The 26,478-nt window shown below is 68.0% G+C and carries 28 protein-coding genes; 20 read left to right on the top strand and 8 right to left on the bottom strand.

The window, feature by feature from the left end:
- Positions 1-8: 8 nt before the first annotated feature.
- The gene (locus DFR72_RS09835) at positions 9-815 is read right to left on the bottom strand and encodes a metal-dependent hydrolase (protein ID WP_090067193.1); all 807 of its coding nucleotides are present in this window, start codon (positions 813-815) and stop codon (positions 9-11) included.
- 113 nt (positions 816-928) lie between these two features.
- Between DFR72_RS09835 and DFR72_RS09830 the strand changes: the two genes are divergently transcribed.
- The 5 genes from DFR72_RS09830 (at position 929) to DFR72_RS09810 (ending at position 4,605) form a co-directional block, all read left to right on the top strand.
- Positions 929-1,771 (top strand): SDR family NAD(P)-dependent oxidoreductase, encoded by an 843-nt coding sequence (locus tag DFR72_RS09830; protein ID WP_090067194.1) that lies wholly within the window; start codon positions 929-931, stop codon positions 1,769-1,771.
- A gap of 79 nt (positions 1,772-1,850) precedes the next feature.
- The gene (locus tag DFR72_RS09825; RefSeq protein ID WP_090067195.1) at positions 1,851-3,074 is read left to right on the top strand and encodes an NADP-dependent isocitrate dehydrogenase; all 1,224 of its coding nucleotides are present in this window, start codon (positions 1,851-1,853) and stop codon (positions 3,072-3,074) included.
- Positions 3,075-3,273: 199 nt separating this feature from the next.
- On the top strand, positions 3,274-3,561 hold the full coding sequence (locus DFR72_RS09820; RefSeq protein ID WP_090067196.1) for an SH3 domain-containing protein: 288 nt from the start codon (positions 3,274-3,276) through the stop codon (positions 3,559-3,561).
- A 10-nt stretch (positions 3,562-3,571) separates the two neighbouring features.
- Positions 3,572-3,790 (top strand): hypothetical protein, encoded by a 219-nt coding sequence (locus DFR72_RS09815; protein WP_090067197.1) that lies wholly within the window; start codon positions 3,572-3,574, stop codon positions 3,788-3,790.
- A gap of 11 nt (positions 3,791-3,801) precedes the next feature.
- Entirely contained in the window at positions 3,802-4,605 is an 804-nt protein-coding gene (locus DFR72_RS09810; protein ID WP_090067198.1) for an exodeoxyribonuclease III, read from the top strand.
- 26 nt (positions 4,606-4,631) lie between these two features.
- Here DFR72_RS09810 and DFR72_RS09805 read toward each other — a convergent pair whose 3' ends face one another.
- Positions 4,632-4,814 carry a hypothetical protein gene (locus DFR72_RS09805; RefSeq protein ID WP_090067199.1) on the bottom strand — a complete coding sequence of 61 codons (183 nt, stop codon included), beginning with the start codon at positions 4,812-4,814 and terminating at the stop codon, positions 4,632-4,634.
- Positions 4,815-5,118: 304 nt separating this feature from the next.
- Here DFR72_RS09805 and DFR72_RS09800 point away from each other — a divergent pair, with 304 nt between their 5' ends.
- The 5 genes from DFR72_RS09800 (at position 5,119) to yhjD (ending at position 11,740) form a co-directional block, all read left to right on the top strand.
- Positions 5,119-6,777, top strand: a complete 1,659-nt coding sequence (locus tag DFR72_RS09800; RefSeq protein WP_090067200.1) for a TIGR03767 family metallophosphoesterase — start codon at positions 5,119-5,121, stop codon at positions 6,775-6,777.
- Between the two features lie 61 nt (positions 6,778-6,838).
- Positions 6,839-9,361, top strand: coding sequence for a bifunctional FO biosynthesis protein CofGH (locus DFR72_RS09795; RefSeq protein WP_090067201.1), 2,523 nt, complete (start codon positions 6,839-6,841; stop codon positions 9,359-9,361).
- Positions 9,362-9,484: 123 nt separating this feature from the next.
- A complete protein-coding gene (locus DFR72_RS09790; RefSeq protein ID WP_143086787.1) occupies positions 9,485-9,676 on the top strand; it encodes a hypothetical protein in 192 nt (63 codons plus the stop codon).
- A gap of 27 nt (positions 9,677-9,703) precedes the next feature.
- Entirely contained in the window at positions 9,704-10,729 is a 1,026-nt protein-coding gene (gene trpS, locus DFR72_RS09785) for a tryptophan--tRNA ligase (protein ID WP_090067203.1), read from the top strand.
- 24 nt (positions 10,730-10,753) lie between these two features.
- Positions 10,754-11,740, top strand: coding sequence for an inner membrane protein YhjD (gene yhjD / locus DFR72_RS09780; protein WP_245982710.1), 987 nt, complete (start codon positions 10,754-10,756; stop codon positions 11,738-11,740).
- A gap of 64 nt (positions 11,741-11,804) precedes the next feature.
- Here yhjD and DFR72_RS09775 read toward each other — a convergent pair whose 3' ends face one another.
- The gene (locus DFR72_RS09775; RefSeq protein WP_090067204.1) at positions 11,805-13,070 is read right to left on the bottom strand and encodes a D-alanyl-D-alanine carboxypeptidase family protein; all 1,266 of its coding nucleotides are present in this window, start codon (positions 13,068-13,070) and stop codon (positions 11,805-11,807) included.
- Between the two features lie 61 nt (positions 13,071-13,131).
- Between DFR72_RS09775 and DFR72_RS09770 the strand changes: the two genes are divergently transcribed.
- Together DFR72_RS09770 and DFR72_RS09765 are read left to right on the top strand one after the other, a co-directional pair.
- Positions 13,132-13,359 (top strand): SCO4848 family membrane protein, encoded by a 228-nt coding sequence (locus tag DFR72_RS09770; protein ID WP_030478462.1) that lies wholly within the window; start codon positions 13,132-13,134, stop codon positions 13,357-13,359.
- A 9-nt stretch (positions 13,360-13,368) separates the two neighbouring features.
- Positions 13,369-13,719, top strand: coding sequence for a hypothetical protein (locus DFR72_RS09765; RefSeq protein ID WP_090067205.1), 351 nt, complete (start codon positions 13,369-13,371; stop codon positions 13,717-13,719).
- Between the two features lie 97 nt (positions 13,720-13,816).
- On the opposite strand, the gene DFR72_RS45415 is transcribed toward DFR72_RS09765, so the two are convergent.
- On the bottom strand, positions 13,817-14,287 hold the full coding sequence (locus DFR72_RS45415; RefSeq protein WP_211335362.1) for a hypothetical protein: 471 nt from the start codon (positions 14,285-14,287) through the stop codon (positions 13,817-13,819).
- Between DFR72_RS45415 and DFR72_RS09755 the strand changes: the two genes are divergently transcribed.
- Both DFR72_RS09755 and DFR72_RS09750 read left to right on the top strand, forming a co-directional pair.
- The gene (locus DFR72_RS09755; RefSeq protein WP_090067206.1) at positions 14,277-14,435 is read left to right on the top strand and encodes an LPXTG cell wall anchor domain-containing protein; all 159 of its coding nucleotides are present in this window, start codon (positions 14,277-14,279) and stop codon (positions 14,433-14,435) included. The genes DFR72_RS45415 and DFR72_RS09755 overlap by 11 nt on opposite strands.
- A gap of 39 nt (positions 14,436-14,474) precedes the next feature.
- Positions 14,475-15,389: a hypothetical protein gene (locus tag DFR72_RS09750; RefSeq protein ID WP_245982708.1), complete on the top strand. Its 915-nt coding sequence runs from the start codon at positions 14,475-14,477 to the stop codon at positions 15,387-15,389.
- 317 nt (positions 15,390-15,706) lie between these two features.
- Here DFR72_RS09750 and DFR72_RS09745 read toward each other — a convergent pair whose 3' ends face one another.
- From DFR72_RS09745 to sdhC, 4 genes are read right to left on the bottom strand one after another with little or no spacing between them, the layout of a single operon-like run.
- On the bottom strand, positions 15,707-16,489 hold the full coding sequence (locus tag DFR72_RS09745; protein WP_090067207.1) for a succinate dehydrogenase iron-sulfur subunit: 783 nt from the start codon (positions 16,487-16,489) through the stop codon (positions 15,707-15,709).
- On the bottom strand, positions 16,489-18,243 hold the full coding sequence (gene sdhA, locus DFR72_RS09740) for a succinate dehydrogenase flavoprotein subunit (RefSeq protein WP_090067208.1): 1,755 nt from the start codon (positions 18,241-18,243) through the stop codon (positions 16,489-16,491). Before sdhA ends, DFR72_RS09745 begins: the two co-directional genes overlap by 1 nt.
- A gap of 22 nt (positions 18,244-18,265) precedes the next feature.
- Positions 18,266-18,673, bottom strand: coding sequence for a succinate dehydrogenase hydrophobic membrane anchor subunit (locus DFR72_RS09735; protein WP_177224585.1), 408 nt, complete (start codon positions 18,671-18,673; stop codon positions 18,266-18,268).
- Positions 18,674-18,675: 2 nt separating this feature from the next.
- On the bottom strand, positions 18,676-19,098 hold the full coding sequence (gene sdhC, locus DFR72_RS09730) for a succinate dehydrogenase, cytochrome b556 subunit (RefSeq protein ID WP_090067209.1): 423 nt from the start codon (positions 19,096-19,098) through the stop codon (positions 18,676-18,678).
- 592 nt (positions 19,099-19,690) lie between these two features.
- On the opposite strand from sdhC, the gene DFR72_RS09725 reads away from it, so the two are divergent.
- From DFR72_RS09725 to DFR72_RS09700, 6 genes are all read left to right on the top strand, one after another.
- A complete protein-coding gene (locus tag DFR72_RS09725; protein WP_090067210.1) occupies positions 19,691-20,824 on the top strand; it encodes a BMP family lipoprotein in 1,134 nt (377 codons plus the stop codon).
- A gap of 92 nt (positions 20,825-20,916) precedes the next feature.
- Complete coding sequence (locus DFR72_RS09720) at positions 20,917-22,497, top strand: ABC transporter ATP-binding protein (protein WP_090067211.1); 1,581 nt, start codon at positions 20,917-20,919, stop codon at positions 22,495-22,497.
- Positions 22,497-23,570, top strand: a complete 1,074-nt coding sequence (locus DFR72_RS09715; RefSeq protein ID WP_090067212.1) for an ABC transporter permease — start codon at positions 22,497-22,499, stop codon at positions 23,568-23,570. The genes DFR72_RS09720 and DFR72_RS09715 overlap by 1 nt, the downstream gene beginning before the upstream one ends.
- Positions 23,567-24,820: an ABC transporter permease gene (locus DFR72_RS09710; RefSeq protein ID WP_245982707.1), complete on the top strand. Its 1,254-nt coding sequence runs from the start codon at positions 23,567-23,569 to the stop codon at positions 24,818-24,820. The genes DFR72_RS09715 and DFR72_RS09710 overlap by 4 nt, the downstream gene beginning before the upstream one ends.
- Complete coding sequence (locus tag DFR72_RS09705) at positions 24,813-25,202, top strand: cytidine deaminase (RefSeq protein WP_090067213.1); 390 nt, start codon at positions 24,813-24,815, stop codon at positions 25,200-25,202. Before DFR72_RS09710 ends, DFR72_RS09705 begins: the two co-directional genes overlap by 8 nt.
- On the top strand, positions 25,199-26,473 hold the full coding sequence (locus tag DFR72_RS09700) for a thymidine phosphorylase (RefSeq protein WP_090067214.1): 1,275 nt from the start codon (positions 25,199-25,201) through the stop codon (positions 26,471-26,473). The genes DFR72_RS09705 and DFR72_RS09700 overlap by 4 nt, the downstream gene beginning before the upstream one ends.
- Positions 26,474-26,478 lie beyond the last annotated feature (5 nt).

The following is a 26,478-nucleotide window of genomic DNA, read 5'->3' as shown; positions in this document are numbered from 1 at the left end:
CGGATGAACTAGACGGGAAGCAGGTCCACCCAGTCCAGGAACGGCAGCGCGCCCGTTCCCTGCAACGCGGCGAGCCCGAGCCAGATCGACAGGACCGTCACGATCGGCCCGACGACGGCCATCTCCACCACGCCGCCGGTCTTCATCCGCATGATCTTCGGCGGCGCCACCGGGTACCACGTCTTGCCGAAGATCGGGATCGGCCACAGGATCGGGCAGCCCTGCTCGGTGATCGCGTCACCGATGTAGTGCGCGAAGCACCCGATGCCGACCGCGATCCCGCACGCCGCGGCGGACGCGTCCGTCTGCGAGGTCCACGCGATCATCGCCCAGGTGATCCCCGCCGACACCACGGTGATCAGCAGGGCGTCCTGCTTGGGGCACCAGTCGTTCATGATGCCGCGCACCGCCAGACCGGCGAACACGAACATGAGCACCGGCAGCGCCCACTTCTGGCTGTTCTGGATGACCGCGGCGGTGAAGACGGCGGAGAACAGGGCGAAGACGAGGGTGTGGGTGAGACCGCGATGTCCGCCGTCCCTCTTGGAATCCCGCTTCAGGCGCGTCGTCCGGTAGACGAAGCTGCTCAACGCGTTGATGCCCGCGGACAGCCCGCTGCTCAGTGCTCCGAACGTGCGCGAGATGGTCGAACCGGGGTGGTCCAGGTCGGGCAGGAGTGCCGCGCCGGTGGCGAGAACCGCGCCAACGGCCCAGCTCTGCGGCGAGAGCTGGCCGATCGGGTGACTTGACGCGAGTGCGGTGACAGCGCTCCAGGCGAGCAGCCCACTCATCGCATGTGTTGGCCCAGTTGACACTTACGCCCCTTCTAGTGATCACCCGTCAGTGAAAACAGTAGTCGCAGGTATCAGGCGCCAGAGCCAGAACTCCATATGTCCGGACAACCATCTCCATCCAAAGGAGTCCGGACATGGCGCAGGTGTGGCTCATCACCGGCAGTTCCCGCGGCGTCGGCCGTCAGATCGCCGAAGCGGTTCTCGCCGCCGGGCACCGGCTCGTCGCGACCGCCCGCAACCCGCGCGATCTCGACGACCTCGTCTCTCAACACGGTGATCGGGTCAGATCTGTTGCACTCGACGTGCGTGACGTCGCTCAAGCGCGTGAGGCCGTGGCGACGGCGGTGCGCGAGTTCGGCCGTCTCGACGTCGTCGTGAACAACGCGGGCGCCGGCCGGGTCACCTCGATCGAGGAGTGCTCGGAGGAGCACTTCCGCGAGCAGCTGGAGGTCAACCTCTGGGGCGCCGTCAACGTCACCCGTGCCGCGCTGCCCGTGCTCCGCGAGCAGCGGTCCGGGCACTTCCTGCACGCCGGGTCGACCGCCGGGCACACGGCGCTGGGCGGCGGGCTCGGGCCGTACGTGATGTCGAAGTTCGCGCTGCGCGGGTTCAACGAGACGCTCGCCGCGGAGTGCGCGCCGTTCGGGGTCAGGTCGACGTTGATCGAGCTGGGCGGGATGCAGACGGACTGGACGGGCAGCTCTCTGGTGGTGACCGAGCACGGACCGGACTACGTTCCGTCTGTCGGGGTACTGCTGGGCATGGTCCGCGGCGCGGACGGCAGCATGCCCGGTGACCCGGCCAAGGCGGCGAAGGTCGTGCTCGACGTGGTAGCCATGGACGAGCCGCCGTTGTGTCTGCTGCTCGGTAGCGACGCGGTGGATATGGTGCGCCTGGCAGACCAGGCACGGAATGCGGAAATCGACAAGTGGGAGCACGTGAGCCGGTCGACCGACCGCAACCCTGAACCGGTGTAACCAGGGTCGCAGCCACGGACGGACGGTTTACCAGTACGCTTGTCCTGCTTGCATCGTCGCGAGAGGAGCGCCCAGGATTATGGGCAAGATCAAGGTTCAGGGCACCGTCGTCGAGCTTGACGGCGACGAGATGACCCGGATCATCTGGCAGTTCATCAAGGACAAGCTGATCCACCCGTACCTGGACGTCACTCTGGAGTACTACGACCTGGGCATCGAGCACCGGGACGCCACCGACGACCAGGTCACGATCGACGCCGCGAACGCCATCAAGAAGCACGGCGTCGGCGTCAAGTGCGCCACGATCACGCCGGACGAGGCGCGCGTCGAGGAGTTCGGCCTCAAGAAGATGTGGGTCTCGCCCAACGGCACGATCCGCAACATCCTCGGCGGTGTCGTCTTCCGCGAGCCGATCATCATCTCGAACGTCCCGCGGCTGGTGCCGGGCTGGACGAAGCCGATCATCATCGGCCGTCACGCGCACGGCGACCAGTACAAGGCCACCAACTTCAAGGTGCCCGGCGCCGGCAAGCTCACGATCACGTTCCAGCCGGAGGACGGCTCGGACCCGATCGAGCACGTCGTCACCGAGTTCCCGGCGGAGGGCGGTGTGGCGATGGGCATGTACAACTACAACAAGTCCATCGAGGACTTCGCCCGCGCCTCGTTCTCCTACGGCCTGCAGCGGGGCTACCCCGTCTACATGTCGACGAAGAACACGATCCTGAAGGCCTACGACGGCGCCTTCAAGGACATCTTCGAGCGCGTGTTCAACGAGGAGTTCAAGGCGGAGTTCGACGCCAAGGGCCTCACCTACGAGCACCGCCTCATCGACGACATGGTCGCAGCGGCCATGAAGTGGGAGGGCGGCTACGTCTGGGCGTGCAAGAACTACGACGGTGACGTCCAGTCCGACACGGTCGCGCAGGGCTTCGGCTCGCTCGGCCTCATGACGTCGGTCCTGATGACGCCGGACGGCAAGACGGTCGAGGCCGAGGCCGCGCACGGCACCGTGACGCGTCACTTCCGCCAGCACCAGGCCGGCAAGCCGACCTCCACGAACCCCATCGCGTCGATCTACGCGTGGACCCGTGGCCTCATGCACCGCGGCAAGCTGGACGGCACCCCCGAGGTGATCCGCTTCGCCGAGGCGCTCGAGGAGGTCGTGATCGAGACCGTCGAGTCCGGCCAGATGACCAAGGACCTGGCCCTGCTGATCAGCAAGGACCAGGCGTGGCTGACGACCGAGGACTTCCTCGCCGCGCTCGACGAGAACCTCAAGAAGAAGATGGCGTCGTTCTGATCGCCTGATTCGAGCACGTGAGAAGGCCACCCCGGTCACACCGGGGTGGCCTTTCGCGTTGCCCGTCACCCGGTCGGTTCCTCTTGCGGGTGGTTGCCGCGCCGAGCCGTCCACACAGGTCTCGCAGCCGATATATCTGCTGTTCCAAGGGCTTTGTGCGGGTGGAGGCAGCGGGATGTTCGGTGTACCGGTTCGGGGAATGATCGTCATCGGTGTGCTCGGGGTCGCGGGCGTGATGTACGCGGTGAACGGCGGCAAACCGATCGACAGCGACAAGGGGGCCGAGATCTGCAAGATCACGGTGACCGCCGACATCCTCAACGTCCGCTCGGGGCCCGGCGACATGCAGCCGATCGTCTCGACCATGCCGCGCGACGCGGTGACAGGCGCCCAGGCGCGCGTCGAGAACGGCTACCGGATGCTGAGCGACCGCCGCTGGGTGAGCCAGTCGTTCGTCGCGCTGACCAGCGATTCGACCTGCAAGTAAACTCGCACGCATGCTGCGGAACATGTTTCGTTGGGGCAGAGGCAAGAGCGTCACGCAGTGCTCCTGCGAGCCGGAGTGGCAGGGCCTCTACACCGAGGTCTACGGCGAACGTCAGCTGGCGCTGCCCCGTGACGAGATGGCCACCCTCGTGGGCTACCTCGACCTGACGGCCCGCTGCGCACGCTGCGACGCCGAGTACCCGAAGCCCTGGGGCCTGGCCTCCCAGTAGGCTCCTCCGTCGTGCTCACGGTCTCCACGGTCAACGTCAACGGTCTGCGCGCCGCCGCGAAGAAGGGCTACCTCGAGTGGCTGGCTTCCACTTCCGCGGACGTGGTGTGCCTGCAGGAAGTCCGCGCCGAGCCGTCCGAGCTGGCGCCGGACGTCCACTCACCTCTGGGCTGGCACGGCGTGTACGCGCCTTCCTCGTTGAAGGGCCGTGCGGGCGTGGGTGTGTTGTCTCGTCAGGAGCCTTCATCGGTGCGTGTGGGCTTCGGCACCGCCGAGTTCGAGGCGAGCGGCCGCTACGTGGAGATCGAACTGCCCGGCGTCGTCGTCGCGTCCCTGTACCTGCCGTCCGGTGACGTCGGCACGGCGAAGCAGGACGAGAAGGACCGCTTCATGGCGGCCTTCCTGCCGTACCTGGTGTCGCTGCGGGAGAAGGCGGCCGTCTCGGGCCGTGAGGTGCTCGTGTGCGGCGACTGGAACATCGCGCACCAGCAGGCGGACCTGAAGAACTGGAAGACGAACCAGAAGGAGTCCGGCTTCCTGCCGTACGAGCGGGAGTGGATGACTTCCGTGTTCTCGTCGGGCTACAACGACGTGATGCGCTCGCTGCATCCCGATGTGGTCGGGCCGTACTCGTGGTGGTCGTACCGGGGGAAGGCCTTCGACAACGACTCCGGGTGGAGGATCGACTACCAGGTCGCCACGGACGGGCTGGCGGCTCGGGCGACCTCGGCCGTGGTGGAGCGGGCGGCGACGTACGCCGAGCGTTGGTCGGACCACGCGCCCGTGACGTGCACGTTCGACCACCCCAAGCCCTAGTTTGCCGACATGCCAGCGAAGTGGATCTAACTCTCCGGAACCGCCACGAACGTCAGATACGCCCCGTAGCTCTCGGGCATGGGGATGAAGGATATGTACTGCCACCCCAGTCTGACGTGCTCGTTGATCGAGTCCGTGACAGCTGCCGCGAGGGCCTCATGCACCTCCATCGGGTAGTCCACGGCCGATACGAACACCACGCGATACACAGGCACCGATCCTTGTTGGCGGTGAAGGTTTCAGGTGTCGGCACAACTAGACCATGGCCTCGGCCAGGCGCGGCGAGTTCAAGTGCCCGGTGCTGGTGGCGGAGTTCTCGGATCCCGGCTACACGGTCGTCGGTCAGCGACCGGCGCGCCCCCAGTTCGTCAACCGCGAGGTGCCTGCCGCAGCTACTCCGACTGACCCAGCCCGAACAGCCTTTATCGCTCTTGTCACCCACCTGACGGCTCGATTCGACCCACCTGCTCCCTGAACATGAACACGATTCACCATCAATGAATCGGGGGCGGCATGACAGGGTTCAACCGGCGGTCTTTCCTCCTGGCGATGGGCGTGAGCGCCGCAGGCGTGCCACTCCTGGACCGCCAAGCGTTTGCGTCCACCGCGGGCACGACGCTCGACACCACGGCCGCACCGATCGGCACCAGCGGTTACCGCAGGCTCGCGGCAGGACCGGGCTGGCCGACGGTCGTGCGCGGCGACCTGGTTCAGGCCAAGGCCAACCGGGAGGCCCGGCGCACAGCCCTTGCCAGCTTCGTGCAGTTCAGCGACATGCACATCTGCGACGCGCAGAGCCCGCTCCGGTTCGAGTACCTGCACCCGATCATGGGTTCCAGTGCGCACCGGCCGCAGGAGGCGCTGACTACGCAGGGCTCGACGAGCCTGGTGCGGCGGGTCAACGCCGTCAAGAACGGTCCGCTGACCGGCAGGCCGTTCGACTTCCTCATGACGACCGGCGACAACACCGACAACCACGAGAACATCGAGCTCGACTGGTACCTCACGGTCCTCAACGGTGGCCGCATCACGCCGAACACCGGCGACGCCAGGTACGAGGGCGTGCAGAACGCGGGCATCAGCACGTTCTGGCAGCCGGACCTCAGCGGTGCCGACGACTACAAAGCAAAGGGTTTCCCGCAGCTCAACGGGTTGCTCGACGCGGCGGTGCGCGAGTTCACCAGCCCCGGCCTCGACATCCCCTGGTACTCCACGATCGGCAACCACGACGACAGCGTGGTCGGCGCGCTGCCGGACGGACTGCTCGACAGCTGGTACACCGGCCGCAAGAAGATCGTCGGGTTCGGTGATCCCGTGCAGAACGCGAAGGTCGCGCAGGCGTTCAACGATCCCAAGGCCATTCCGGAAGCGATGGCCATCCTCGCGAGTGGCGGCGTCGTCCGGACCGTGACGCCGGACAGCCGGCGGAGGTTGTTCAGCACCGGTGAGTTCGTGCGCAAGCATCTGCCGACGGGCGGGCACGGGTACACGGACGCCAACGCGGACGGTGTCGACGTCTTCTACTCGTTCCGGATGGCGCCCGGTGTCACCGGCATCAGCATGGACACCACGAACCTCGCTGGGTTCTCCACGGGCTCCATCGGGCTGCACCAGCTCAACTGGATCGAGAAGACCCTCAGGCGCAACAGTTCGCTCTACTACGACTGGCTCGGTCTGCCGCAACGGCAGAACGTCACCGACGAGCTGTTCGTGCTCTTCAGCCACCACACGAGCACGACGATGGGCAACGTGCTGCCGGACAAGCGCCGGCCGTTGGACCCGCGCATGAACGGCGATGCGCTCGTGAACCTCCTGCACCGCTTTCCGAACGTGCTGGCGTGGGTCAACGGCCACACGCACCGCAATGTGATCACCCCGCACCGGCACGCCACGGCGAGCAGGAGCTTCTGGGAGATCAACACCGCCGCGCACGTCGACTACCCGCAGCACGCCCGCGTGATCGAGGTGGCGGACAACGGTGACGGCACGTTGTCGCTGTTCACGACGTTGCTCGAAGCGGATGCTCCCTACCAGGTCGACTACGACGACCGCAGTGACACGGCCCTCGCCAGCCTGTCCCGGGAGATCACCTACAACGACATCCACTCGCGGACGAACCCCCTGGGCACGCCGCTCGACCGGAACACGGAACTGCTCGTCGCGGTGCGCTGAGTGGGATGTCCCACAGCCAGTCGCACCTGATCAGGAATTTCGGCGGCCTAAGGTCGTTGACGTGGCAGTGGACATCTCGCTAATCCCACCGCAGCCTCGTCCGAGTGCGGCGGCCATGCGGCGTGCGCTGCGCAGGGCCGCTGACGGTGCCGTGCTCGACGCGACGGAAGCCGCCGTGTTGCTGCACGCGCGCGAGGACGACCTGGACTCGTTGCTGACGGCGGCGGGCAAGGTGCGGGACGCGCACCTGCTCGCCGAGGGGCGTGCCGGGATCGTCACGTACAGCCGGTCGGTGTTCATCCCGCTGACGAGGCTGTGCCGGGACCGGTGCCACTACTGCACGTTCGCGACCGTGCCGCACAAGCTGCCCGCCGCGTTCCTCGAACGCGACGAGGTGCTGGCGATCGCCCGCGCCGGCGCCGCGCAGGGGTGCAAGGAAGCCCTCTTCACGCTCGGCGACCGGCCGGAGGACCGCTGGCCCGCCGCGAAGGAGTGGCTGGACGCGCGCGGCTACGAGTCCACTTTGGACTACGTGCGGGCGAGCGCCATCGCGGTGCTGGAGGAGACCGGCCTGCTGCCGCACCTCAACCCCGGCGTGCTGAGCTGGGAGGAGCTGACGCGGCTGCGGCCCGTCGCGTCCAGCATGGGCATGATGCTCGAGACCACGGCCGAACGGCTGTGGAGCGAGAAGGGCGGCCCGCACTTCGGCAGCCCCGACAAGGATCCCGCCGTCCGGTTGCGCGTCCTCACCGACGCCGGCCGCGTGAACGTCCCGTTCACCACCGGGATCCTGATCGGCATCGGCGAGACCATCGCCGAGCGTGCCGAGTCGTTGCTCGCCATGCGTCAGGTCGCGAAGCAGTACGGGCACATCCAGGAAGTCATCATCCAGAACTTCCGCGCCAAGCCGGACACGGCGATGCGCGGCATGCCCGACGCCGACCTGACCGAGCTCGCGGCGACGATTGCCGTTGCGCGCCTTGTGATGCCGTCGACCGTGAGCGTGCAGGCACCGCCGAACCTCGTCGGCGGCGAGTTCGGCCTGATGCTGCGCGCGGGCGTCGACGACTGGGGCGGCGTCTCGCCGGTCACGCCCGACCACGTGAACCCCGAGAAGCCGTGGCCGCAGGTGGACCAGCTCGCGGAGATCACCCGCGAGGCCGGTTTCTCCTTGCGGGAACGGCTGAACGTCTACCCGCGCTACGTCCGCGCGGCGGCGGGGCAGTGGATCGACACCCGGCTCACCGGGCACGTTTCCGCGCTGGCACTGGAAAACGGGCTCGCGAACCCGGACGCTCCGGTGACCGGCCGCGAGTGGCAGGAGCCGGACGGCGGGCTCGACACGTTCGGACGCGCGGACCTCAACACCGCGATCGACACCGAGGGCCGCACGAGCGACCGCCGCGGCGACTTCGACGAGGTCTACGGCGACTGGGACGAGCTGAAGGTTCCCGTTGTCCCGCAACGACTTCCCGACGACGTCCAACGTGGACTGAAGATCGCCGCGAACGACCCGGCGGCGTTGCTCGGCGACACCGAGGCCGCGATGGCGTTGCTGACGGCCGACGGCGACGCGCTGGAGGAGATGACCCGCCTCGCCGACGACCTGCGGCGCGAGGTGGTCGGCGACGACGTCACGTACGTGGTCAACCGGAACATCAACTTCTCCAACGTCTGCTACGTCGGCTGCCGCTTCTGCGCCTTCGCCCAACGCGAGCGCGACGCGGACGCTTTCAGGTTGAGCGCCGAAGAGGTCGCCGACCGCGCGCAGGAGGCGTGGGACGACGGCGCCACCGAGGTCTGCATGCAGGGTGGCATCGACCCCAAGCTGCCGGTGACGTACTACGCCGACGTCGTGCGCGCGATCAAGAAGCGCCTGCCCGGGATGCACGTCCACGCGTTCAGCCCGATGGAGATCGTCTCCGCCGCGGCCAAGGCGGGCGTGAGCATCCGTGAGTGGCTCACGGAGCTGAAGGAAGCCGGCCTCGACACGATCCCCGGCACGGCGGCCGAGATCCTCGACGACGACGTGCGCTGGGTGCTGACCAAGGGCAAGCTGCCGACCGCGACCTGGCTCGACGTCGTCGGCACGGCCCATGAGCTGGGCATTCGTTCGTCGAGCACCATGATGTACGGCCACGTGGACCACCCCGGCCACTGGCTCACGCACTTCCGGGTGCTGGCCGAACTGCAGGACCGGACCGGCGGGCTCACCGAGTTCGTCGCGCTGCCGTTCGTGCACCGCAACGCCCCGATCTACCTGGCAGGAGTCGCCCGTCCCGGCCCGTCCCGCCGCGACAACCGGGCCGTGCACGCGTTCGCACGGCTGGCGTTGCACGGACGCGTCGACAACATCCAGTGCTCCTGGGTGAAGCTCGGCGACGAAGGCACTGCGGAGATCCTCAACGGCGGCGCGAACGACATCGGCGGCACGTTGATGGAGGAGACCATCAGCCGCATGGCGGGATCCGAGCACGGGTCGGCGCGCACTGTGAGTGAGCTTCAGACCCTGGCTTCACTAGCTGGGCGTAACGCGCGTCAGCGGACTACGACATATGGGCGAGTGCGATCCGATCATCCATGACCGATAGTCTGATTCGGCGCATAGACGCTACCGGCCATCGGTAGCTTGGCGGCCAATCAGTCAGCGAGGTTCACCCGTTCCGGGGTGAACCTGTGCCTTGGGGAGGCTCGGCAAGTGCACGGCATGAGTCTGGTTCTGAGCGCGGCGGTCGAAGGCAGCATGACCGGTACCGCGGCTGGTCCCGTGGGTCTGATCGCGGTCACCGCGGGCGTGGGCGGTCTGCTGTACGGCCTGGTGAAGCGGCGCAAGCCGGCTCCCGTCGTGGCGGCCAACCAGCGCATCGACCTGGTCCAGCAGGACACCGCGCACCACTGATCCACCTGGTCTGAGAAGATTTCGTCCGTGTCCACGGAGAACGCGCCTGCAGAGCCCGTAAAGCGCCCCCGCGTCCTGTCCGGCATCCAGCCGACGGCCGGGTCGTTCCACCTCGGCAACTACCTGGGTGCGGTGCGGCAGTGGGTGGCCCTGCAGGAGGCGCACGACGCGTTCTACTGCGTCGTCGACCTGCACGCGATCACCGTGGAGCAGAACCCGAAGGAACTGCGCCAGAACACGCGCGTCTCGGCCGCCCAGCTGCTCGCGCTGGGCATCGACCCGGATCGGGCGACCCTGTTCGTGCAGTCGCACGTCCCGGAGCACGCCCAGCTCGGATGGGTCATGCAGTGCCTGACCGGCTTCGGCGAGGCGTCGCGGATGACGCAGTTCAAGGACAAGTCCGCACGCCAGGAGCAGTCCGTCGGCGTGGGCCTGTTCACGTACCCGATCCTGCAGGCCGCGGACATCCTGCTGTACCAGGCGCACTACGTGCCGGTCGGTGAGGACCAGCGCCAGCACCTGGAGCTGACGCGCGACCTCGCGACGCGCTTCAACTCGCGCCACGGCAAGACGTTCCGGCTGCCCGAGGCGTACATCGTCAAGGACACGGCCAAGATCTTCGACCTGCAGGACCCGACGGCGAAGATGAGCAAGTCGGTGCCCGGCGGCGTCGTCGAGCTGCTGGAGGACCCGAAGCGCTCGGCCAAGAAGATCCGTTCCGCGATCACCGACACGGGCCGCGAGATCGTCTTCGACGTCGAGAACAAGCCGGGCGTCTCGAACCTGCTGACGATCTACTCGGCCCTGACCGGCCGCACGGTCGAGTCGCTGGTCGCCGACTACGACGGCAAGGGCTACGGCGACCTGAAGAAGGACCTCGGCGAGGTCTTCACCGAGTGGGTCACGCCGGTGCAGGAACGCGTCCGCATGTACCTCGACGACGTGGCGTCGCTGGACAAGATCCTGGCCCGCGGCGCCGAGCGCGCCCGTGAGGTCGCCTCCGTCACGTTGCGCCGTACGTACGACAAGATCGGCTTTGTTCTGCCTGAGTAGTGCACTTGCACTAGCGTTTTGCGCGTGGACAAGTGGCGGCGGAAGTACGCGTGGTTCGACCACATCATGCGAGCGTATGAGCGCTTCACCGAGAGGTACGGCACGCACTACGCCGCCGCGGTGACGTACTTCAGCGTGCTGTCGCTGGTGCCGATCCTGATGATCGGGTTCGCGATCGCCGGTTTCGTGCTGCAGTCGCAGCCGGACCTGCTGGCCTCGCTGCGATCGAACATCGCCGAGGCCGTACCGGACCCGCAGCTGCGTGAACAGGTCAACGAGTCCGTGAACAGCGCCCTGGACTCCAAGGGCATCGTCGGCATCATCGGTCTGCTCGGCGCCGCCTACTCCGGTCTCGGCTGGATGAGCAACCTCCGCGACGCCCTGACCGCGCAGTGGGGTCACGCGAAGGAGAACCTGCCTTTCCTCGGCACGCTGTGGCGCGACCTGCTCTCGTTGCTCGGCCTGGGCCTCGCGATCGTGCTGTCGTTCGGCATCACGGCGGTGGGGACCGGGTTCGCCGAGCTGGTCCTGAGGTGGATGGGGCTCGAGAACGCCGGCTGGGCGCACGTCCTGCTGCGGATCGGCACGATCGTCCTGTCGCTGCTCGCGAACTGGCTCGTGTTCCTGTGGGTGCTCTCGCGGTTGCCGCGCAAGCCCGTCGGGTGGCGCAGCGCGATCAAGGGCGCGTTCGCCGGAGCGGTCGGGTTCGAGGTGCTGAAGCAGACGGCGACGATCTTCCTGTCGTTCACGACCAAGTCGCCGACCTCGGCCGCGTTCGGGTCCGTCATCGGTGTGCTGGTGTTCGCGAACCTGGTGGCGCAGTTCATCCTGTTCATCACGGCCTGGACGGCCACCGCCAGGGAGAACCTCGAGCCCGAGGTCGTGAAGGCCCCGCCGCCCGCGGTGATCTCTCCGGTGGTGGAGATGCGGTCCGGGCCCTCGCCCTCGCTGATGCTGGGTGCCGGTGCGGTCGTCGGCGCGGTGCTCGGCCTCCGGTGGCGCCGCAAGTAGCGTTCAGCGTCCAGAACGAGAACGGCCCCAGCGCGTGTGCGCTGGGGCCGTCGTCTTCGGTGCCTCAGAAGCCCTGTGCCGCCTGCGCGGCCTGCCGGCGGGCCCTGGCCGCCTTGGCGCGCTTGCTGCGGATGAAGAGCACGAGACCGGCCAGCAGGCCGAGGCCCGCCACGGCCGTGATCGGGAGGCCGACGGTGCCGAACGCGGTGGGCGTGGGGCGGCCCGTGCGCGAGTCGACGGCGGCCGCGTCGTCCTGGGTGTCGGTGCTCTGCGTGGGAACGACGTTCTGCTTCGGCTGCGGGGCACCGTCGACGAGCTTGCCCACGCCACCGGGGCCCATGGCGAAGCCGTAGTCGAGCAGCTTCGCGGCCTGGGCGTCGATGCGCGTGGGGGTCTGCTGACCCCGCAGCAGCACGACGACGAGGCGGCGGCCGTTGCGTTCCGCGGCCCCCACGTAGGTGTGCTGCGAGTCGTCGGTGAAGCCGGTCTTGCCGCCGAGCGCGCCCTGGTAGTTCTGGAGCAGGCGGTTGTCGTTCTGCAGCATGATCGTGCCGCCGTTGCGGCCGGGGAACTGCGACTGCTGCAGCTTGATGGCCTGCGCGAACTCGTCGTACTTCATCGCGCCGCGGAAGATCAGGCCGACGTCGTAGGCCGAGGTGCTGGTGCCGGGCGCGTCGAGGCCGGACGGGGTCACGGCGCGGGTGTCGAGGGCGCCGAGCTCCTTGGCCATCGCGTTCATCTTGCGCAGGGCGTTCGGCACGCCGCCGAGCTGACGGGCCAGCGTGTGCGCCACGTCGTTGCCCGAGGTGAGCAGCAGGCCGTGCAGCAGCTGGCGGACCGTGTACTGGCCGCCGTCCTTCAGCCCGACGCAGGTGCACTCCTGCTGGGTGTCCTCGGCGCTGGCGGTGACGACGAGGTCGCCCCGCAGTTCCTTGGCGACGACCATCGCGAGCAGCACCTTCATGATGCTGGCGGGGCGCTGACGGCCGTGCGGGTCGTACGCGGCGATGACGGCGCCGCTGTCCATGTCCGCGAGCAGCCACGAAGCCGCGGTGATGCCGCTGGGCGGTTGAGCCGAGTTCGGCGGCAGGATCAGGCCGCACTCGCCCAGCCGATCACCGCCGACGGGCTTCTCCGGCACCTCGAGCGCGGTCGGGGCCTTCTGGCCCGGCGCCGGCTGCTCGGACGTGTCCACCGGTGGCGGCGGGGTCTCGCGGTTCGCGCACTGTGCCGAGCCGGCGGCCTGTTGTGCGGTGCCGGTCGGTGCGGCGAACGCGGCTGTGGCCGTTGCTAGGACCAGGGCGACGATGAGCCGTTTTGGGAAGGGCACACGTTCAGGCTATCCACCCCCGTTTAGCCGCGTGCACGCACCACGTCTGATACTGGTGAACGTGAAGCTCTCGCGCCCGATGTCACTCTTCCTGGTGGCTTTCGGAGTGTGGTCGTGGGTGATCTGGCCCACGTTCCTGAAGAACATCTGGAAGGACCCACGTTCGTTTAGCGACGGACCTACCGCCTTCTTCACGGTGCACCTGGTGCTCGTGATCGCCTCGCTCGTGTTCGGCACCGTCATCGGCGTGCTGGGCGTGCGGGGTTTCCTGGCCACTCGACGTCGATAGGGAAAAGCTGTGGAGTTCGTACGCCTGCTGCTGGTGTTCCTGCACCTGCTCGGCATGGGCATGCTGGTCGCGATGATCATGTTGCAGGCCAGGGCCGGCAAGGACGCGCCGGTCAACAAGGGCTGGCTGCACGGCGCGGCCTTGCAGCTGCTCACCGGTGTCGCGCTGGTCGGCATCGACCCGCTGGTCGACGCGGTGAAGTACGACCACGTCAAGATCGGCGTCAAGCTGCTGGTCGTCGTCGCCATCGCCGTCGTCGTGGCGATCAACGTCAACAAGCCCAAGGCCCCGTCCTGGCTGCTGCCGACGGCCGCCTCGCTCGTCGTGCTGAACATCGGTGTCGCGGTCTTCTGGACCTGATCGGGGGATGTCTCCGGCACTGCCGGGTGACGTAGGGGTGCTTTTCGCACCAGGTGTTGTACCTGCGCGCAACCATCCCTGGCATGTCACGTATCGCCTATATCGGTGTGCTCACCGCCGGGGCAGTGTTGACGGTCGTCTCACTGCACGGTGCCGCCCCGGAAGCCTCGGCCTCCGGGGATGGCCAGGTGTGCGCCGCTGCGTGGTGCCCGAAGGAACGTCCGGACTGGCGCGTGCCGTCGCCGAGAGGTGAAGAGCCTCCGACGTCGACCACGACCACCCCGACTACGACGACCACCACCCCGTGCACGACCACCTCGACCACCACGACGACGCCGCCGGTGACCACCACCACGACTGAGTCCACGACCACGACGACGACCCCGCCGACGTCGACCTCGACCACGACGTCGACCACCACCTCGACCACGGACTCGACGACGTCCTCCACGACGACGCCGCCGACCTCCACGACGACGTCCGGTACCACCACGACGCCGCCGGTGACGACGACCACCACGTCGAAGATCACCACCCCGCCCGTGACGACCCCTCCGGTGACCACCACCTCGGTCACCCCCGTGGTCCACCAGGACAACCGCCTGGCCAACACCGGCGCGTCGACCACGTGGATGCTGCTGCTCGGCGTCCTGCTCCTGGTCGGCGGCACGGCTCTGATGCTGCTCGACCGCGCCAGGCGGTTCACCCGGCGCTGACCGCCGAGAACTGTCGGTGCTCTTCGTCACACTGATGACGTGCGAATCGAACACCTGCGCGAACGCAGCGATCTCGGCGTCATCAGTGCCGGCACCCTGAAGTCACTGGGTGTCACCAATCCGTGGCGGAGGTGCGCCTCGGGCGGGCCGTGGCAGCGCATGTACCCAGGCGTGGTGCTGCTGCACAACGGCCCGCCCACCCCGGACCAACAGCTGACCGCGGCCCTCCTGCGCGCAGGCCCAGGAGCCGTGGTCACCGGGGCCTGGGCCTGTCGCCTTCACGGCCTGCCCGCCCGTGCCCGCGAGATCCACCTGCTCGTGCCAGGCACGGCACGAGGCAGCGGCACGCTGGTCCTGGAGCGAGCCTCGCCCGTACCCGCCGCATCCGACGTGGGCGGTTTCCCGCTGGTGCCCGCAGCAAGAGCCGTGGTGGACGCCTGCCGCTTCATGCGCTCCCAGGACGAGGCCACCGCCCTGATCGCCGCCGCCATCCAACGAGGCCGCTGCACGCCCGCAACCCTCCAAGCAGAAGCCCGCACGAACCGCTTCGGCACGAAGCTCGTCCGAACCGTCCTCGAGGACCTGGGCCGCGCGGAATCGGTGGCAGAGCGGGACGCCAGGCGCCTGTCCCGCAAGATCGGCCTGACCACACCACACTGGAACGCCACGATCGCCGGCGCCGACGGCGTCATCATCGGCAGACCCGACGCCTGGTACGACGACGTGGGCCTGGCCTGGGAGATCGACTCCCGTGCGTTCCACTACGGCCCGCGCGACTACGAACGCACCCTCGCCCGCAACAGTCGTTACGCGGCAGCGGGAATCCTCGTGGTGCAGACCCTGCCAACCCGCCTGCGCGACAACCCGGAGTCGGTGGCCCGCGAACTCAAGGCGGCGCATCGGGCGGCAGCGGCGAGGCCGAGGCCGCCGGTGCACGTCGTGGAGGTGACCTGAGCACCCCGCGCAGTTCCGTCACGACCCGCGCAACCACCCTCGCAAGGCGACCACGTACGAGTCCTGGCGTGGCGATGCGAAGCGAGCCGTGTGAACCTAGGGCGCCGGGTAGCGGTTCTGGCCCTTCAAGCCCCAATCGCAACCCCGCGCAGTTCCGTCACGACCCGCGCGCCCACCCTCGCAAGGCGACCTCTCGCAGGGAACGCGACCAACCCCGCTGGAACAGGAACCACCCGCCCGCAAGCCGACCCGCCCCACCCGTAAAACGCCGAAGCGCCGCGCCCCCAACGGGAACGCGGCGCTTCGAAACCCAAAACTCAAACGCGCTTGAACAGCAGCGCGCGCTTCACTTCCTGGATCGCCTTGGTCACCTGAATGCCACGAGGGCAAGCATCGGTGCAGTTGAACGTCGTCCGGCAACGCCAAACGCCGTCGACGTCGTTGAGGATGTCCAACCGCTCCTCAGCGCCCTCGTCCCGGGAGTCGAAGATGAACCGGTGCGCGTTCACGATCGCCGCCGGGCCGAAGTACGAGCCCTCGGTCCAGTAGACCGGGCAGGAGGTGGTGCAGCAGGCGCACAGGATGCACTTCGTCGTGTCGTCGAACCGTTCGCGGTCGGCGGCGGACTGGATGCGCTCGCGCGTCGGCTCGTTGCCGTAGGTCACGAGGTACGGCTTGACCGCGCGGAACGCCTCGAAGAAGGGTTCCATGTCGACGAGCAGGTCCTTGTGCACCGGCAGGCCCTTGATGGGCTCGATGGTGATCGTGGTGTGCTTGTCGCCCTTTTCGAGCAGGTCCTTCAGCAGCACCTTGCACGCCAGGCGGTTCACGCCGTTGATGCGCATGGCGTCCGAGCCGCAGATGCCGTGGGCGCAGGAACGCCGGAAGGTCAGCGTGCCGTCGACGTACCACTTGATGTGGTGCAGCAGGTTCAGCACGCGGTCCGACGGGAGCGCCGGGATGTCGAACGAGTCCCAGCGCGGCTCGTCGTCGATCTCCGGGTTGAACCGGCGGATCTTGACGGTGACCGTGACAGCGCCGTCCGGAACGGGCGGCTGGGAGCCGCGCGAGCCTGCAGTGGTTTCAGCGGTGGCGGTCATCAGTACTTGCGCTCCATCGGCTTGTACCGGGTAAAGGTCACGGGCTTGTAGTCCATGCGGATGTCGGCCGAGAGACCGTCGCCCTGCTTGTAGAACATGCTGTGGCGCATGAAGTTCGTGTCGTCGCGGTTCGGGTAGTCCTCGCGGGCGTGACCGCCGCGGGACTCCTTGCGCTCGAGTGCGCCGTGCACGAGCACCTCGGCCAGCTCCAGCAGGAAGCCGAGCTCGACGGCCTCCAGCAGGTCCGTGTTGAAGCGCTTGCCCTTGTCCTGGACGGAGATGTGCGCGTAGCGCTCCTTCAGGGCCTGGACGTCGTGCAGCGCCTTCTTCAGCGTGTCCTCGGTGCGGTACACGGACGCGTTGGCGTCCATGGTGGCCTGCAGCTCGGTGCGGATGTCCGCCACGCGCTCCTGGCCGTGCTCCGACAACGCCAGCGCGACCTGGGCCTCGACCGACGCGGCCGGGTTCTCCGGCAGGTCGACGTGGGACTCGCGCGACAGCGCGTACTCCGCGGCGGCGATGCCCGCGCGGCGGCCGAAGACGTTGATGTCCAGCAGCGAGTTCGTGCCGAGGCGGTTCGCGCCGTGCACGGACACGCAGGCGCACTCACCCGCGGCGTAGAGGCCGGGAACGACGTTGTCGTTGTCCCGCAGCACTTCGCCGTGGATGTTCGTCGGGATGCCACCCATCGCGTAGTGCGCGGTCGGGTACACCGGGACGGGCTCGACGACCGGGTCGACCGCGAGGTACGTGCGGGCGAACTCGGTGATGTCCGGCAGCTTCGTCTCCAGGACCTCGGCACCGAGGTGCGTGCAGTCGAGCAGCACGTAGTCCTTGTTCGGGCCGGCGCCACGGCCTTCCAGCACCTCGAGGGCCATCGAACGGGCCACGATGTCGCGCGGCGCCAGGTCCTTGATGGTCGGGGCGTAGCGCTCCATGAACCGCTCACCCGAGGCGTTGCGCAGGATCGCGCCCTCGCCTCGCGCACCCTCGGTCAGCAGGATGCCGAGACCGGCGAGGCCGGTCGGGTGGAACTGGTAGAACTCCATGTCCTCCAGGGGCAGGCCCTTGCGGAAGACGATGCCCATGCCGTCGCCGGTCAGCGTGTGGGCGTTCGACGTGGTCTTGAAGACCTTGCCGAAACCACCCGTCGCGAACACGACGGACTTGGCCTGGAAGACGTGGATCTCGCCGGTCGCGAGCTCGTAGGCGACGGCGCCGGTGCAGACCGGGCCGTTCTCCGTCTCGGTCAGGCAGATGTCGAGCACGTAGAACTCGTTGAAGAACTCGATGCCGTGCTTGACGCAGTTCTGGTAGAGCGTCTGCAGGATCATGTGGCCGGTGCGGTCCGCGGCGTAGCAGGCGCGGCGCACGGCGGCTTCACCGTGGTTGCGCGTGTGGCCGCCGAACCGGCGCTGGTCGATCTTGCCCTCGGGCGTGCGGTTGAACGGCAGGCCCATCTTCTCGAGGTCGAGAACGGCGTCGATCGCCTCCTTCGCCATGATCTCGGCGGCGTCCTGGTCGACCAGGTAGTCGCCGCCCTTGATCGTGTCGAAGGTGTGCCACTCCCAGTTGTCCTCCTCGACGTTGGCCAGGGCGGCGCACATGCCGCCCTGGGCCGCGCCGGTGTGCGAACGCGTGGGGTAGAGCTTGGTGAGCACCGCGGTGCGGGCGCGCTGGCCGGACTCGATCGCCGCGCGCATTCCGGCACCACCAGCGCCGATGATGACTACGTCGTACTTGTGGAACTGCATTGTGGTGGGCTCCCCGCGCGGGTCAGTTCGAGATGTTCGGGTCGAAGGTGAAGATCACGAACGTGCCGAGGGCGATGATCAGCACCATCGAGACGTAGAGCAGCATCTTCAACCAGAACCGGGTGGCGTCCTTGCGGGCGTAGTCGTTGATGATCGTCCGGACGCCGTTGCCGCCGTGGATCTGCGCGAGCCAGAGCATCGCGAGGTCCCAGAACTGCCAGAACGGCGATGCCCACCGGCCGGCCACGAAGCCGAAGTTGATGCGGTGGATGCCGCCGTCGAGGATGTTCATGATGAACAGGTGACCCAGCACCAGGATCACGAGCAGCAGCCCGGACAGGCGCATGAACAGCCAGCTGTACAGCTCACCGTTGCCGCGGCGGGCCGCGGGGCGGCGCGGCGAGCGGGGCTTGTCGAGTGCGAGCGACATGGTCAGTGGCCCCCAACCAGCTCGGAGATCGTGCGCACCAGCATGAAGTAGGCGCCGGGGATCATCACGGCGATCCACACGCCGAGCACGACCCACAGCATCGGACGCTGGTACTTGGCGCCCTTCTCCCAGAAGTCCACGAGCATGACCCGGATGCCGTTGAGCGCGTGGTAGAGAACCGCGCCGACCAGACCGACCTCGAAGAGGTTGACGATCGGGTTCTTGTAGGTCTCGATCACCGCGTCGTACGCGTTCGGGGAGACCCGCACGAGGGCGGTGTCGAGCACGTGGGTGAAGAGGAAGAAGAACGTGAGGACACCGGTGATCCGGTGGGCGACCCAGGACCACATGCCCAGATCACCGCGGTAGAGCGTCCCACCCCCTCGGGTGGTGCCCGACCGCTCGGGTGCGCCTGCGCTGGTCATGCGCCGCGGCCTCCAACGTCAGTGGTGGTGTGGTCGGCGAACATTTCTCTCTTCCCGACCATGACCGGAAAATCCTAGTCCCGCACGTTGGACCGATCCCAGCAGGCGCACCCGCTCTGTGATCGATGAGACACGCTGTCGATCGGCCAAGCGGTCTTTATCGATCCCGAAATGCGGTCCACGCCACAAAAGGACGACGACCCGGACCTCCGCCGGGGTCCGGGTCGCCGTCGTCGGCAAGGGCACTTGCCACCCTCCACACGACGGACAGCCCGTGAATGGTTCAACGCGGCGCGGCGAAATTTCGTCCAACGCCGAATGTGAACGTGGGAACGACCGGGTTCGGCGAGCGCAACTGCTCCAACCGGACGAAGATCGGTGCCGAGAAGCGGCGGAAGAGGACGTTTCGCCACGCCTTGAACACGAGTGATCACCACTCGTACGGCCAAAGCGTCGAATGCGTAACCGATAGGGGTCTTTGTAGGTGCTGACGGCAACGGGGTTGGTTACTAAGAGGTACGGTGCCGCCTCTAGGACCCAACAACGTCGTTGGGGAGGAACCTCAGGGAGGAGACGAGCCGTGCGTCGTCGTATGCGTGGTGTCGCGGTCGCCGCGATCGCGTTGACCAGCGTGATGACTATGGCCGCCTGCGCGAAGGACTCGGGTGGCGGGAGCAACAACGCGGGTACCGGTACAGGTGCCGCCTGCGAGTTCGCCGAGGCCCCGAGCGCGCCTGCTACCTCGAACACCAGCGCCGCCAACGGTGACAAGGTGGACGCGAGTGCGCTGAAGATCGGTCTGGCCTACGACATCGGTGGCCGTGGCGACGCGTCGTTCAACGACTCCGCCGCTGCCGGCCTGGACAAGGCCATCTCGGACATGGGCGTGAAGAAGGAGAACACGCGCGAGCTCTCCGCCGCCCCGAACGAGGACGAGTCCGCCAAGCAGACCCGTCTGCGCCAGCTGGCGTCCGAGGGCTTCAGCCCGATCATCGGTGTCGGCTTCGCCTACGCCGAGTCGATGAAGCTCGTCGCCGCGGAGTTCCCGAACGTCAAGTTCGGCCTGGTCGACGGGTCCGTCGAGGGCGCTGCCAACGTCACGCCGCTGCTGTTCGCCGAGCAGGAGGGCTCCTTCCTGGCCGGCGTCATCGCCGCGTACCAGAGCAAGAAGTGCCACGTGGGCTTCGTCGGCGGCGTCGAGATCCCGCTGATCCAGAAGTTCGAGGCCGGCTACGCCCAGGGTGCCAAGGCCGCCGCGCCGAAGATCCAGGTCGAGAAGAAGTACATCACGCCGGCCGGTGACTTCACGGGCTTCCAGGACGCCCCGAAGGGCCAGGAAGCCGCGAAGGGCCAGATCGACAAGGGCGCCGACGTGATCTACCAGGCCGCCGGTGCCTCCGGCAAGGGCATCTTCTCGGCTGCCAAGCAGGGTGGCGTGCTGGCCATCGGCGTCGACTCCGACCAGTACAACCAGGCGACCGTCGCCGACACCAAGGACGTCATCGTGTCGTCCATGCTCAAGCGCGTCGACGTCGCGGTCTACGACTTCGTCAAGGCCGTCGCCAAGAACGACATCGCCTCGCTGCCGAAGGTCTTCGACCTCAAGGTGAACGGTGTCGGCTACTCCACGTCGGGTGGCAAGATCGACGCGAAGCTGCAGGGAATCCTCGAGGGCTACAAGGCCCAGATCATCGAGGGCAAGATCAAGGTCGCGGACAAGCCGTAGTCCGTCTGCCGTTCAGTCGTTTGCACGTTGCCGGGCCCTGTGAGGATTTCGCACTCACAGGGCCTGGTGCGTGGTAGGAGGAGCACTCGACGATGAGCAGTTCCACGTCCGTTGGGACGGACGAACACCCCGCGGTGGTGCTCACAGGCATCACCAAGCGATTCCCAGGTGTGGTCGCCAACAGCGACGTCCACCTGACCGTCCGCCGTGGCGAGGTCCACGCCCTGTGCGGTGAGAACGGCGCGGGCAAGTCCACCCTGATGAAGATCCTCTACGGCATGCAGCCGCCGGACGAGGGCACCATCGAGGTGAACGGCGAGCAGGTGCGGTTCCGCACCCCGTCCGACGCCATCAAGGCCGGCATCGGCATGGTGCACCAGCACTTCATGCTGGCCGACAACCTCACCGTCCAGGAGAACGTCGTCCTGGGTGCCGAGGCTCTGCACGGCATCGGTCAGAAGGCCCGCAGGCGCATCATCGAGCTCTCCGGCAAGACCGGGCTCAACGTCGACCCCGGCGTCCTGGTCGAGCAGCTCGGCGTCGCGGACCGCCAGCGCGTCGAGATCCTCAAGGTGCTCTACCGCGGTGCCAAGGTGATCATCCTGGACGAGCCGACCGCCGTGCTCGTGCCGCAGGAGGTCAACGAGCTCTTCGACACCGTCCGCGGCATGCAGGAGCAGGGCTACACGTTCCTGTTCATCTCGCACAAGCTCGACGAGGTCCGCGCGATCGCGGACTCCGTCACGGTGATCCGCCGCGGCACGACAGTGGGCAGCGCGGACCCGAAGACCGTCAGCTCCCGGCAGCTCGCCGAGATGATGGTCGGCAGCGAGCTCCCCAGCCCGGAGACCCGCGAGTCCACCGTCACCGACACGGTCGTGCTGGACGTCAAGGGCCTCAGGCTGATGACGCCCGACGGCTCCCGGCCGATCCTCGACGACATCGACATGGTGGTCCGCTCCGGCGAGGTCGTCGGCATCGCCGGCGTCGAGGGCAACGGCCAGACCGAGCTCGTCGAGACGATCATGGGCATGCGCAAGGCCGGCAGCGGCACGATCACGTTGCAGGACAAGGACCTCACCAAGCTCGGGACGCTGGCCCGGCGCGAGGCGGGCATCGGCTACGTGCCGGAGGACCGCCACCGCCACGGTCTGCTGCTCACGCAACCCCTCTGGTACAACCGGATCCTCGGCTACCAGACCCGCAGGCCGACCGCCAAGGGCATCTGGCTCGACACCGACGGCGCGAAGAAGGACACCGAGCGGATCGTCGCGGACTTCGACGTCCGCACGCCCGGCATCGACGTCCCCGCGGCCGCGCTGTCCGGTGGCAACCAGCAGAAGCTCGTCGTCGGCCGGGAACTGTCCGGCGACCCGGTGCTGCTGATCGCGTCGCACCCGACCCGCGGTGTGGACGTCGGCGCGCAGGCGTTGATCTGGGACGAGATCAAGCGCGCCCGTGCCGCCGGTCTCGCCGTGCTGCTGATCTCCGCCGACCTGGACGAGCTCATCGGCCTGTCCGACACGATCAAGGTCATGCTGCGCGGACGCCTGGTGGCCGACGCCGACCCGAGCACCGTCACGCCCGAGGACCTCGGCAGTGCGATGACCGGTGCCGGCAGCACGAGCGCAGCGGTCCAGGAGACCGCTGTCGTCGAGGAAGGCGAGAACTGATGGGACACCTGCGCGGCAAACTCCTGCCGCCCGCGTTGGCGATCGTCTTCTCACTGCTGTTGTGCGGAGTCGCGCTCATCATCTCCGGCGCGAACCCGCTCAGCGCGTTCGGTGCGATGGTGTCGCAGGTCGGCAAGGGCACGACGCTCGTCGACATCCTCAACTCGACGGGCATCTACTACATCGCGGCGCTCGCGGTGGCGATCGGGTTCCAGATGAACCTGTTCAACATCGGTGTCGAGGGCCAGTACCGCGTTGCAGCCGTCGTGGCGGCCGTGGTCGGCGGCTCGATCGCGCTGCCCACCGGCATCCACACGATGGTGATCATCATCGCGGCCGCGGTCGCCGGTGCCGCCTGGGCCTCGATCCCCGCGATCCTCAAGGTGACGCGCGGCGTCAACGAGGTCATCTCGACGATCATGATGAACGGCCTGGCGATCGGCCTGTCCGCCTACCTGATCCGCCGCGACGTCTTCGGTGAGCTGCGGGGCAACAACATCCGCACCCCGGAGATCCCGGAGAGCGGCTGGATGCCCGGCATCTCGTTCGGCGGCTCCGGCACGATGTTCGGCTTCATCTTCGTGGCCGTCGCCCTCGGCATCGGCTACTGGATCATGATGAACAAGACGCGCTTCGGCTTCGAGCTGCGCGCGTCCGGCGAGTCGTCCACGGCCGCGTCGGCCGGTGGCGTCAACGCCAAGAAGATGATCCTGGTCTCGATGCTGCTCTCGGGCGCCATCGCGGGCCTGATCTCGCTGCCGGAACTGCTCGGCCGCGACCACACGTTCAGCCTGAACTTCACCGCCGGCATCGGCTTCTCGGGCATCGCGATCGCGCTGCTCGGCCGCAACCACCCCGGTGGCATCGCGTTCGGCGCTCTGCTCTGGGCGTTCCTCGACAAGTCGGGTCTCGCGCTCGACAACGTCGGTGTGCCCAGGGAGATCGTCACCATCATGCAGGGCTCGATCGTCCTGTCGGTCGTCGTCGCCTACGAGGTGGTGCGCCGCTTCGAGCTCGCCTCGGAGCAGCGTCGCGTCGGCCGTGAGCTCGGAACTGTCGGAGGTGCGGCGTGATCTCGACGTTGGAGGAGAAGCCGCACATCCCGGCGGCGCCTCGCAAGCGCAAGGTGCCCGGCTGGGCCGTGGCCATGCTCGGTGTGGCGGGTGCGATCGCGTTGCTCTCGATCACCTCGTACCAGACGAACTTCCCGCAGCTGACGTCGTCGGGCACGACCCAGACGGCGGTCCGGCTCGCGCTGCCGATCCTGCTCGCCGGTCTCGGCGGCCTGTGGGCGGAACGCGCCGGCGTGGTCAACATCGGCCTCGAAGGCATGATGATCATGGGCACCTGGGGCGCGGCGTGGGCCGGCTACCAGTGGGGCCCGTGGGCCGCTCTCGTCGCGGCCGTCGTGTTCGGCTCGCTCGGTGGCCTGCTGCACGCGATCGCCACGGTCACGTTCGGCGTCAACCACATCGTCTCCGGTGTGGCGATCAACCTGCTCGGGGCCGGTCTGACGAAGTACCTGTCGACGCTGATCTTCCTGCCGCTGTCGAACAACCCGCGGCAGTCGCCGCCGGTCCAGTCGTTCGACACGTTCTCGGCGGCGGGCCTCGGTGACTGGCTCGGCGAGCTCGAAGCCGACCAGCGCCTGTTCATCTCGGACGTCGCGGGCATCCTGCGCGGCCTCGTCACCGGCGTCTCGCCGCTGACGATGATCGCGATCCTGCTGCTGCCGCTGTCGTACTGGCTGCTCTGGCGCACCCGCTTCGGCCTGCGCCTGCGCTCGGTCGGCGAGAACCCGCACGCGGCGGACTCGCTGGGCGTGAAGGTGTACTTCCACAAGTACGTCGCCGTGATCGTCTCCGGTGGTCTGGCCGGTCTGGGCGGCGCCGCGCTGGTGCTCAACCCCGGCCAGCTGTCCTACCTGGAGGGGCAGACCGGCGGCCGCGGTTACATCGGCCTCGCGGCGATGATCTTCGGCAACTGGCGGCCCGGCGGCCTGCTGGGTGGTGCGGCGCTGTTCGGCTACGCCGACGGCCTGCAGCTGCGCTCGGGTGGCGAGACGGTCCTGGCGCTGGTCTACGGCGTGGTGCTGCTGCTCGGCGTGATCGTGGTGTGGCAGCTCATCCGCCGCAAGTGGTTCTCCGCGGCCGCGGCCATCGCGGTGGCCGTGCTGATGTACCTGCTGTACATCAGCCTCGACGAGATCCCCAGCGAGTTCGTGTCCTACGCGCCGCACATGGTGACCCTGGCCGTGCTGGCCGTGGCGTCGCAACGGTTGCGAATGCCGGCCGCCGACGGTCTGGTGTACCGCCGTGGCTGAGGTCGACTGGGACCTGCTGCGGGCACGGGCGGTGGAGGCGGCGTCGTTCGCCCACTGCCCGTACTCGGGGCTGCAGGTCGGTTCCGCGGCGTTGTGCGACGACGGCCGCATCGTGACGGGGTGCAACGTCGAGAACGCCTCGTACGGCGTGGGTCTCTGCGCCGAGTGCGCGATGGCCGGTCAGCTGCAGCTCACGGGCGGCGGCCGGTTCGTCGCGGTGGCCTGCCGTTCCGGTGCCGGCGAGCTGCTGATGCCGTGCGGCCGGTGCCGCCAGGTGCTCTACGAGCTGGGCGGCCGCGACTGCCTGGTGGACACGCCGTCCGGGATCCTGCCGATGTCGTCGGTGCTGCCGGACGCGTTCGGACCGGAGGACCTGCCATGAGCTTCTCGGCGGTGGACGTCATCCGCGCCAAGCGCGACGGCGCGGTGCTGTCGGACGCGCAGATCGACTGGGTCATCGACGCGTACACGCGCGGTGCCGTCGCGGACGAGCAGATGTCCGCGCTGGCCATGGCGATCTTCTTCAACGGCATGACGGCGGCGGAGACCGCGCGCTGGACGCAGGCGATGATCTCGTCCGGCGAGCGGCTGGCGTTGCACGTCGACCGGCCGACCGTGGACAAGCACTCGACGGGCGGTGTCGGCGACAAGATCACGCTGCCGCTGGCACCTCTCGTCGCGGCCTGCGGCGCCGCCGTGCCACAGCTGTCGGGCCGCGGTCTCGGCCACACCGGCGGCACCCTGGACAAGCTGGAGTCGATCCCGGGGTGGCGCGCAGCGCTGTCCACTTCGGAGATCCTTTCGCAGCTGTCCTCGGTCGGAGCCGTGGTGTGCGCTGCCACCGAAGGACTTGCTCCGGCCGACCGCAAGCTCTACGCGTTGCGGGACGTCACCGGGACCGTCGAGGCGATTCCGCTGATCGCGTCCTCGATCATGTCGAAGAAGATCGCCGAGGGCGCCGAGTCACTGGTGCTCGACGTGAAGGTCGGCTCCGGCGCGTTCATGAAGGACCTGGCCAACGCGCGTGCTCTGGCCGAGGCCCTGGTGGCCATCGGTGTCGAGCACGGCGTGCGGATCTCGGCCCTGCTGACCGACATGTCCGTGCCCTTGGGACGCGCTGTCGGCAACGCGGTCGAGGTGGCGGAGTCCGTCGACGTGCTGCGTGGCGGCGGACCTGCCGACGTGGTCGAACTGACGGTGGCGCTGGCTTCCGAGATGCTGTCGCTGGCCGGGATCTCCGCTGATCCGGCCAAGGTGCTGGCATCCGGTGAGGCGTACGAGGTGTGGGCGCGGATGATCCGGGCCCAGGGCGGCGATCCCGATGCCGCCCTGCCCGTCGCCTCGCACAAGCACGTCGTCGAAGCGCCCGCCTCCGGCGTTCTGTCCACTCTGGACGCTTATGGCGTCGGGGTGGCGGCGTGGCGGCTCGGTGCCGGCCGTGCCCGCAAGGAGGACCCGGTGCAGTTCGGTGCCGGCGTGCTCTGCCTGGCCAAGCCGGGGGACCCCGTCGAGGCCGGGCAGCCGTTGCTGGAGCTGTACACCGACACCCCGGACGCGGTCGAAGGAGCCTTGCAGGCGCTGGAAGGCGCCTACGAGGTTCGCGACTCCGCGCCGGAGCGTTCGCCGCTGGTGATCGACACCATCCGCGGGTAGGGCCT

Origin of the sequence: Lentzea flaviverrucosa (assembly GCF_003350445.1) — a bacterium.
Classification (GTDB): Bacteria; Actinomycetota; Actinomycetes; order Mycobacteriales; family Pseudonocardiaceae; genus Lentzea; species Lentzea californiensis.
The sequence above is the reverse complement of the archived record's forward strand: the minus strand, read 5'-3'. Positions and strand labels throughout refer to the sequence as shown.

What these genes read in the sequence shown, in the direction of transcription:
- sdhA (WP_090067208.1), bottom strand. Translation starts at nt 18,243, where the DNA reads ATGCAGTTCCACAAGTACGACGTAGTCATCATCGGCGCTGGTGGTGCC.
- DFR72_RS09715 (WP_090067212.1), top strand. Translation starts at nt 22,497, where the DNA reads ATGGGACACCTGCGCGGCAAACTCCTGCCGCCCGCGTTGGCGATCGTC.
- DFR72_RS09830 (WP_090067194.1), top strand. Translation starts at nt 929, where the DNA reads ATGGCGCAGGTGTGGCTCATCACCGGCAGTTCCCGCGGCGTCGGCCGT.
- DFR72_RS09815 (WP_090067197.1), top strand. Translation starts at nt 3,572, where the DNA reads ATGCTGCGGAACATGTTTCGTTGGGGCAGAGGCAAGAGCGTCACGCAG.
- sdhC (WP_090067209.1), bottom strand. Translation starts at nt 19,098, where the DNA reads ATGACCAGCGCAGGCGCACCCGAGCGGTCGGGCACCACCCGAGGGGGT.
- DFR72_RS09735 (WP_177224585.1), bottom strand. Translation starts at nt 18,673, where the DNA reads ATGTCGCTCGCACTCGACAAGCCCCGCTCGCCGCGCCGCCCCGCGGCC.
- DFR72_RS09825 (WP_090067195.1), top strand. Translation starts at nt 1,851, where the DNA reads ATGGGCAAGATCAAGGTTCAGGGCACCGTCGTCGAGCTTGACGGCGAC.
- DFR72_RS09820 (WP_090067196.1), top strand. Translation starts at nt 3,274, where the DNA reads ATGATCGTCATCGGTGTGCTCGGGGTCGCGGGCGTGATGTACGCGGTG.
- DFR72_RS09720 (WP_090067211.1), top strand. Translation starts at nt 20,917, where the DNA reads ATGAGCAGTTCCACGTCCGTTGGGACGGACGAACACCCCGCGGTGGTG.
- DFR72_RS09790 (WP_143086787.1), top strand. Translation starts at nt 9,485, where the DNA reads ATGAGTCTGGTTCTGAGCGCGGCGGTCGAAGGCAGCATGACCGGTACC.
- DFR72_RS09700 (WP_090067214.1), top strand. Translation starts at nt 25,199, where the DNA reads ATGAGCTTCTCGGCGGTGGACGTCATCCGCGCCAAGCGCGACGGCGCG.
- DFR72_RS09745 (WP_090067207.1), bottom strand. Translation starts at nt 16,489, where the DNA reads ATGACCGCCACCGCTGAAACCACTGCAGGCTCGCGCGGCTCCCAGCCG.
- DFR72_RS09725 (WP_090067210.1), top strand. Translation starts at nt 19,691, where the DNA reads ATGCGTGGTGTCGCGGTCGCCGCGATCGCGTTGACCAGCGTGATGACT.
- DFR72_RS09800 (WP_090067200.1), top strand. Translation starts at nt 5,119, where the DNA reads ATGACAGGGTTCAACCGGCGGTCTTTCCTCCTGGCGATGGGCGTGAGC.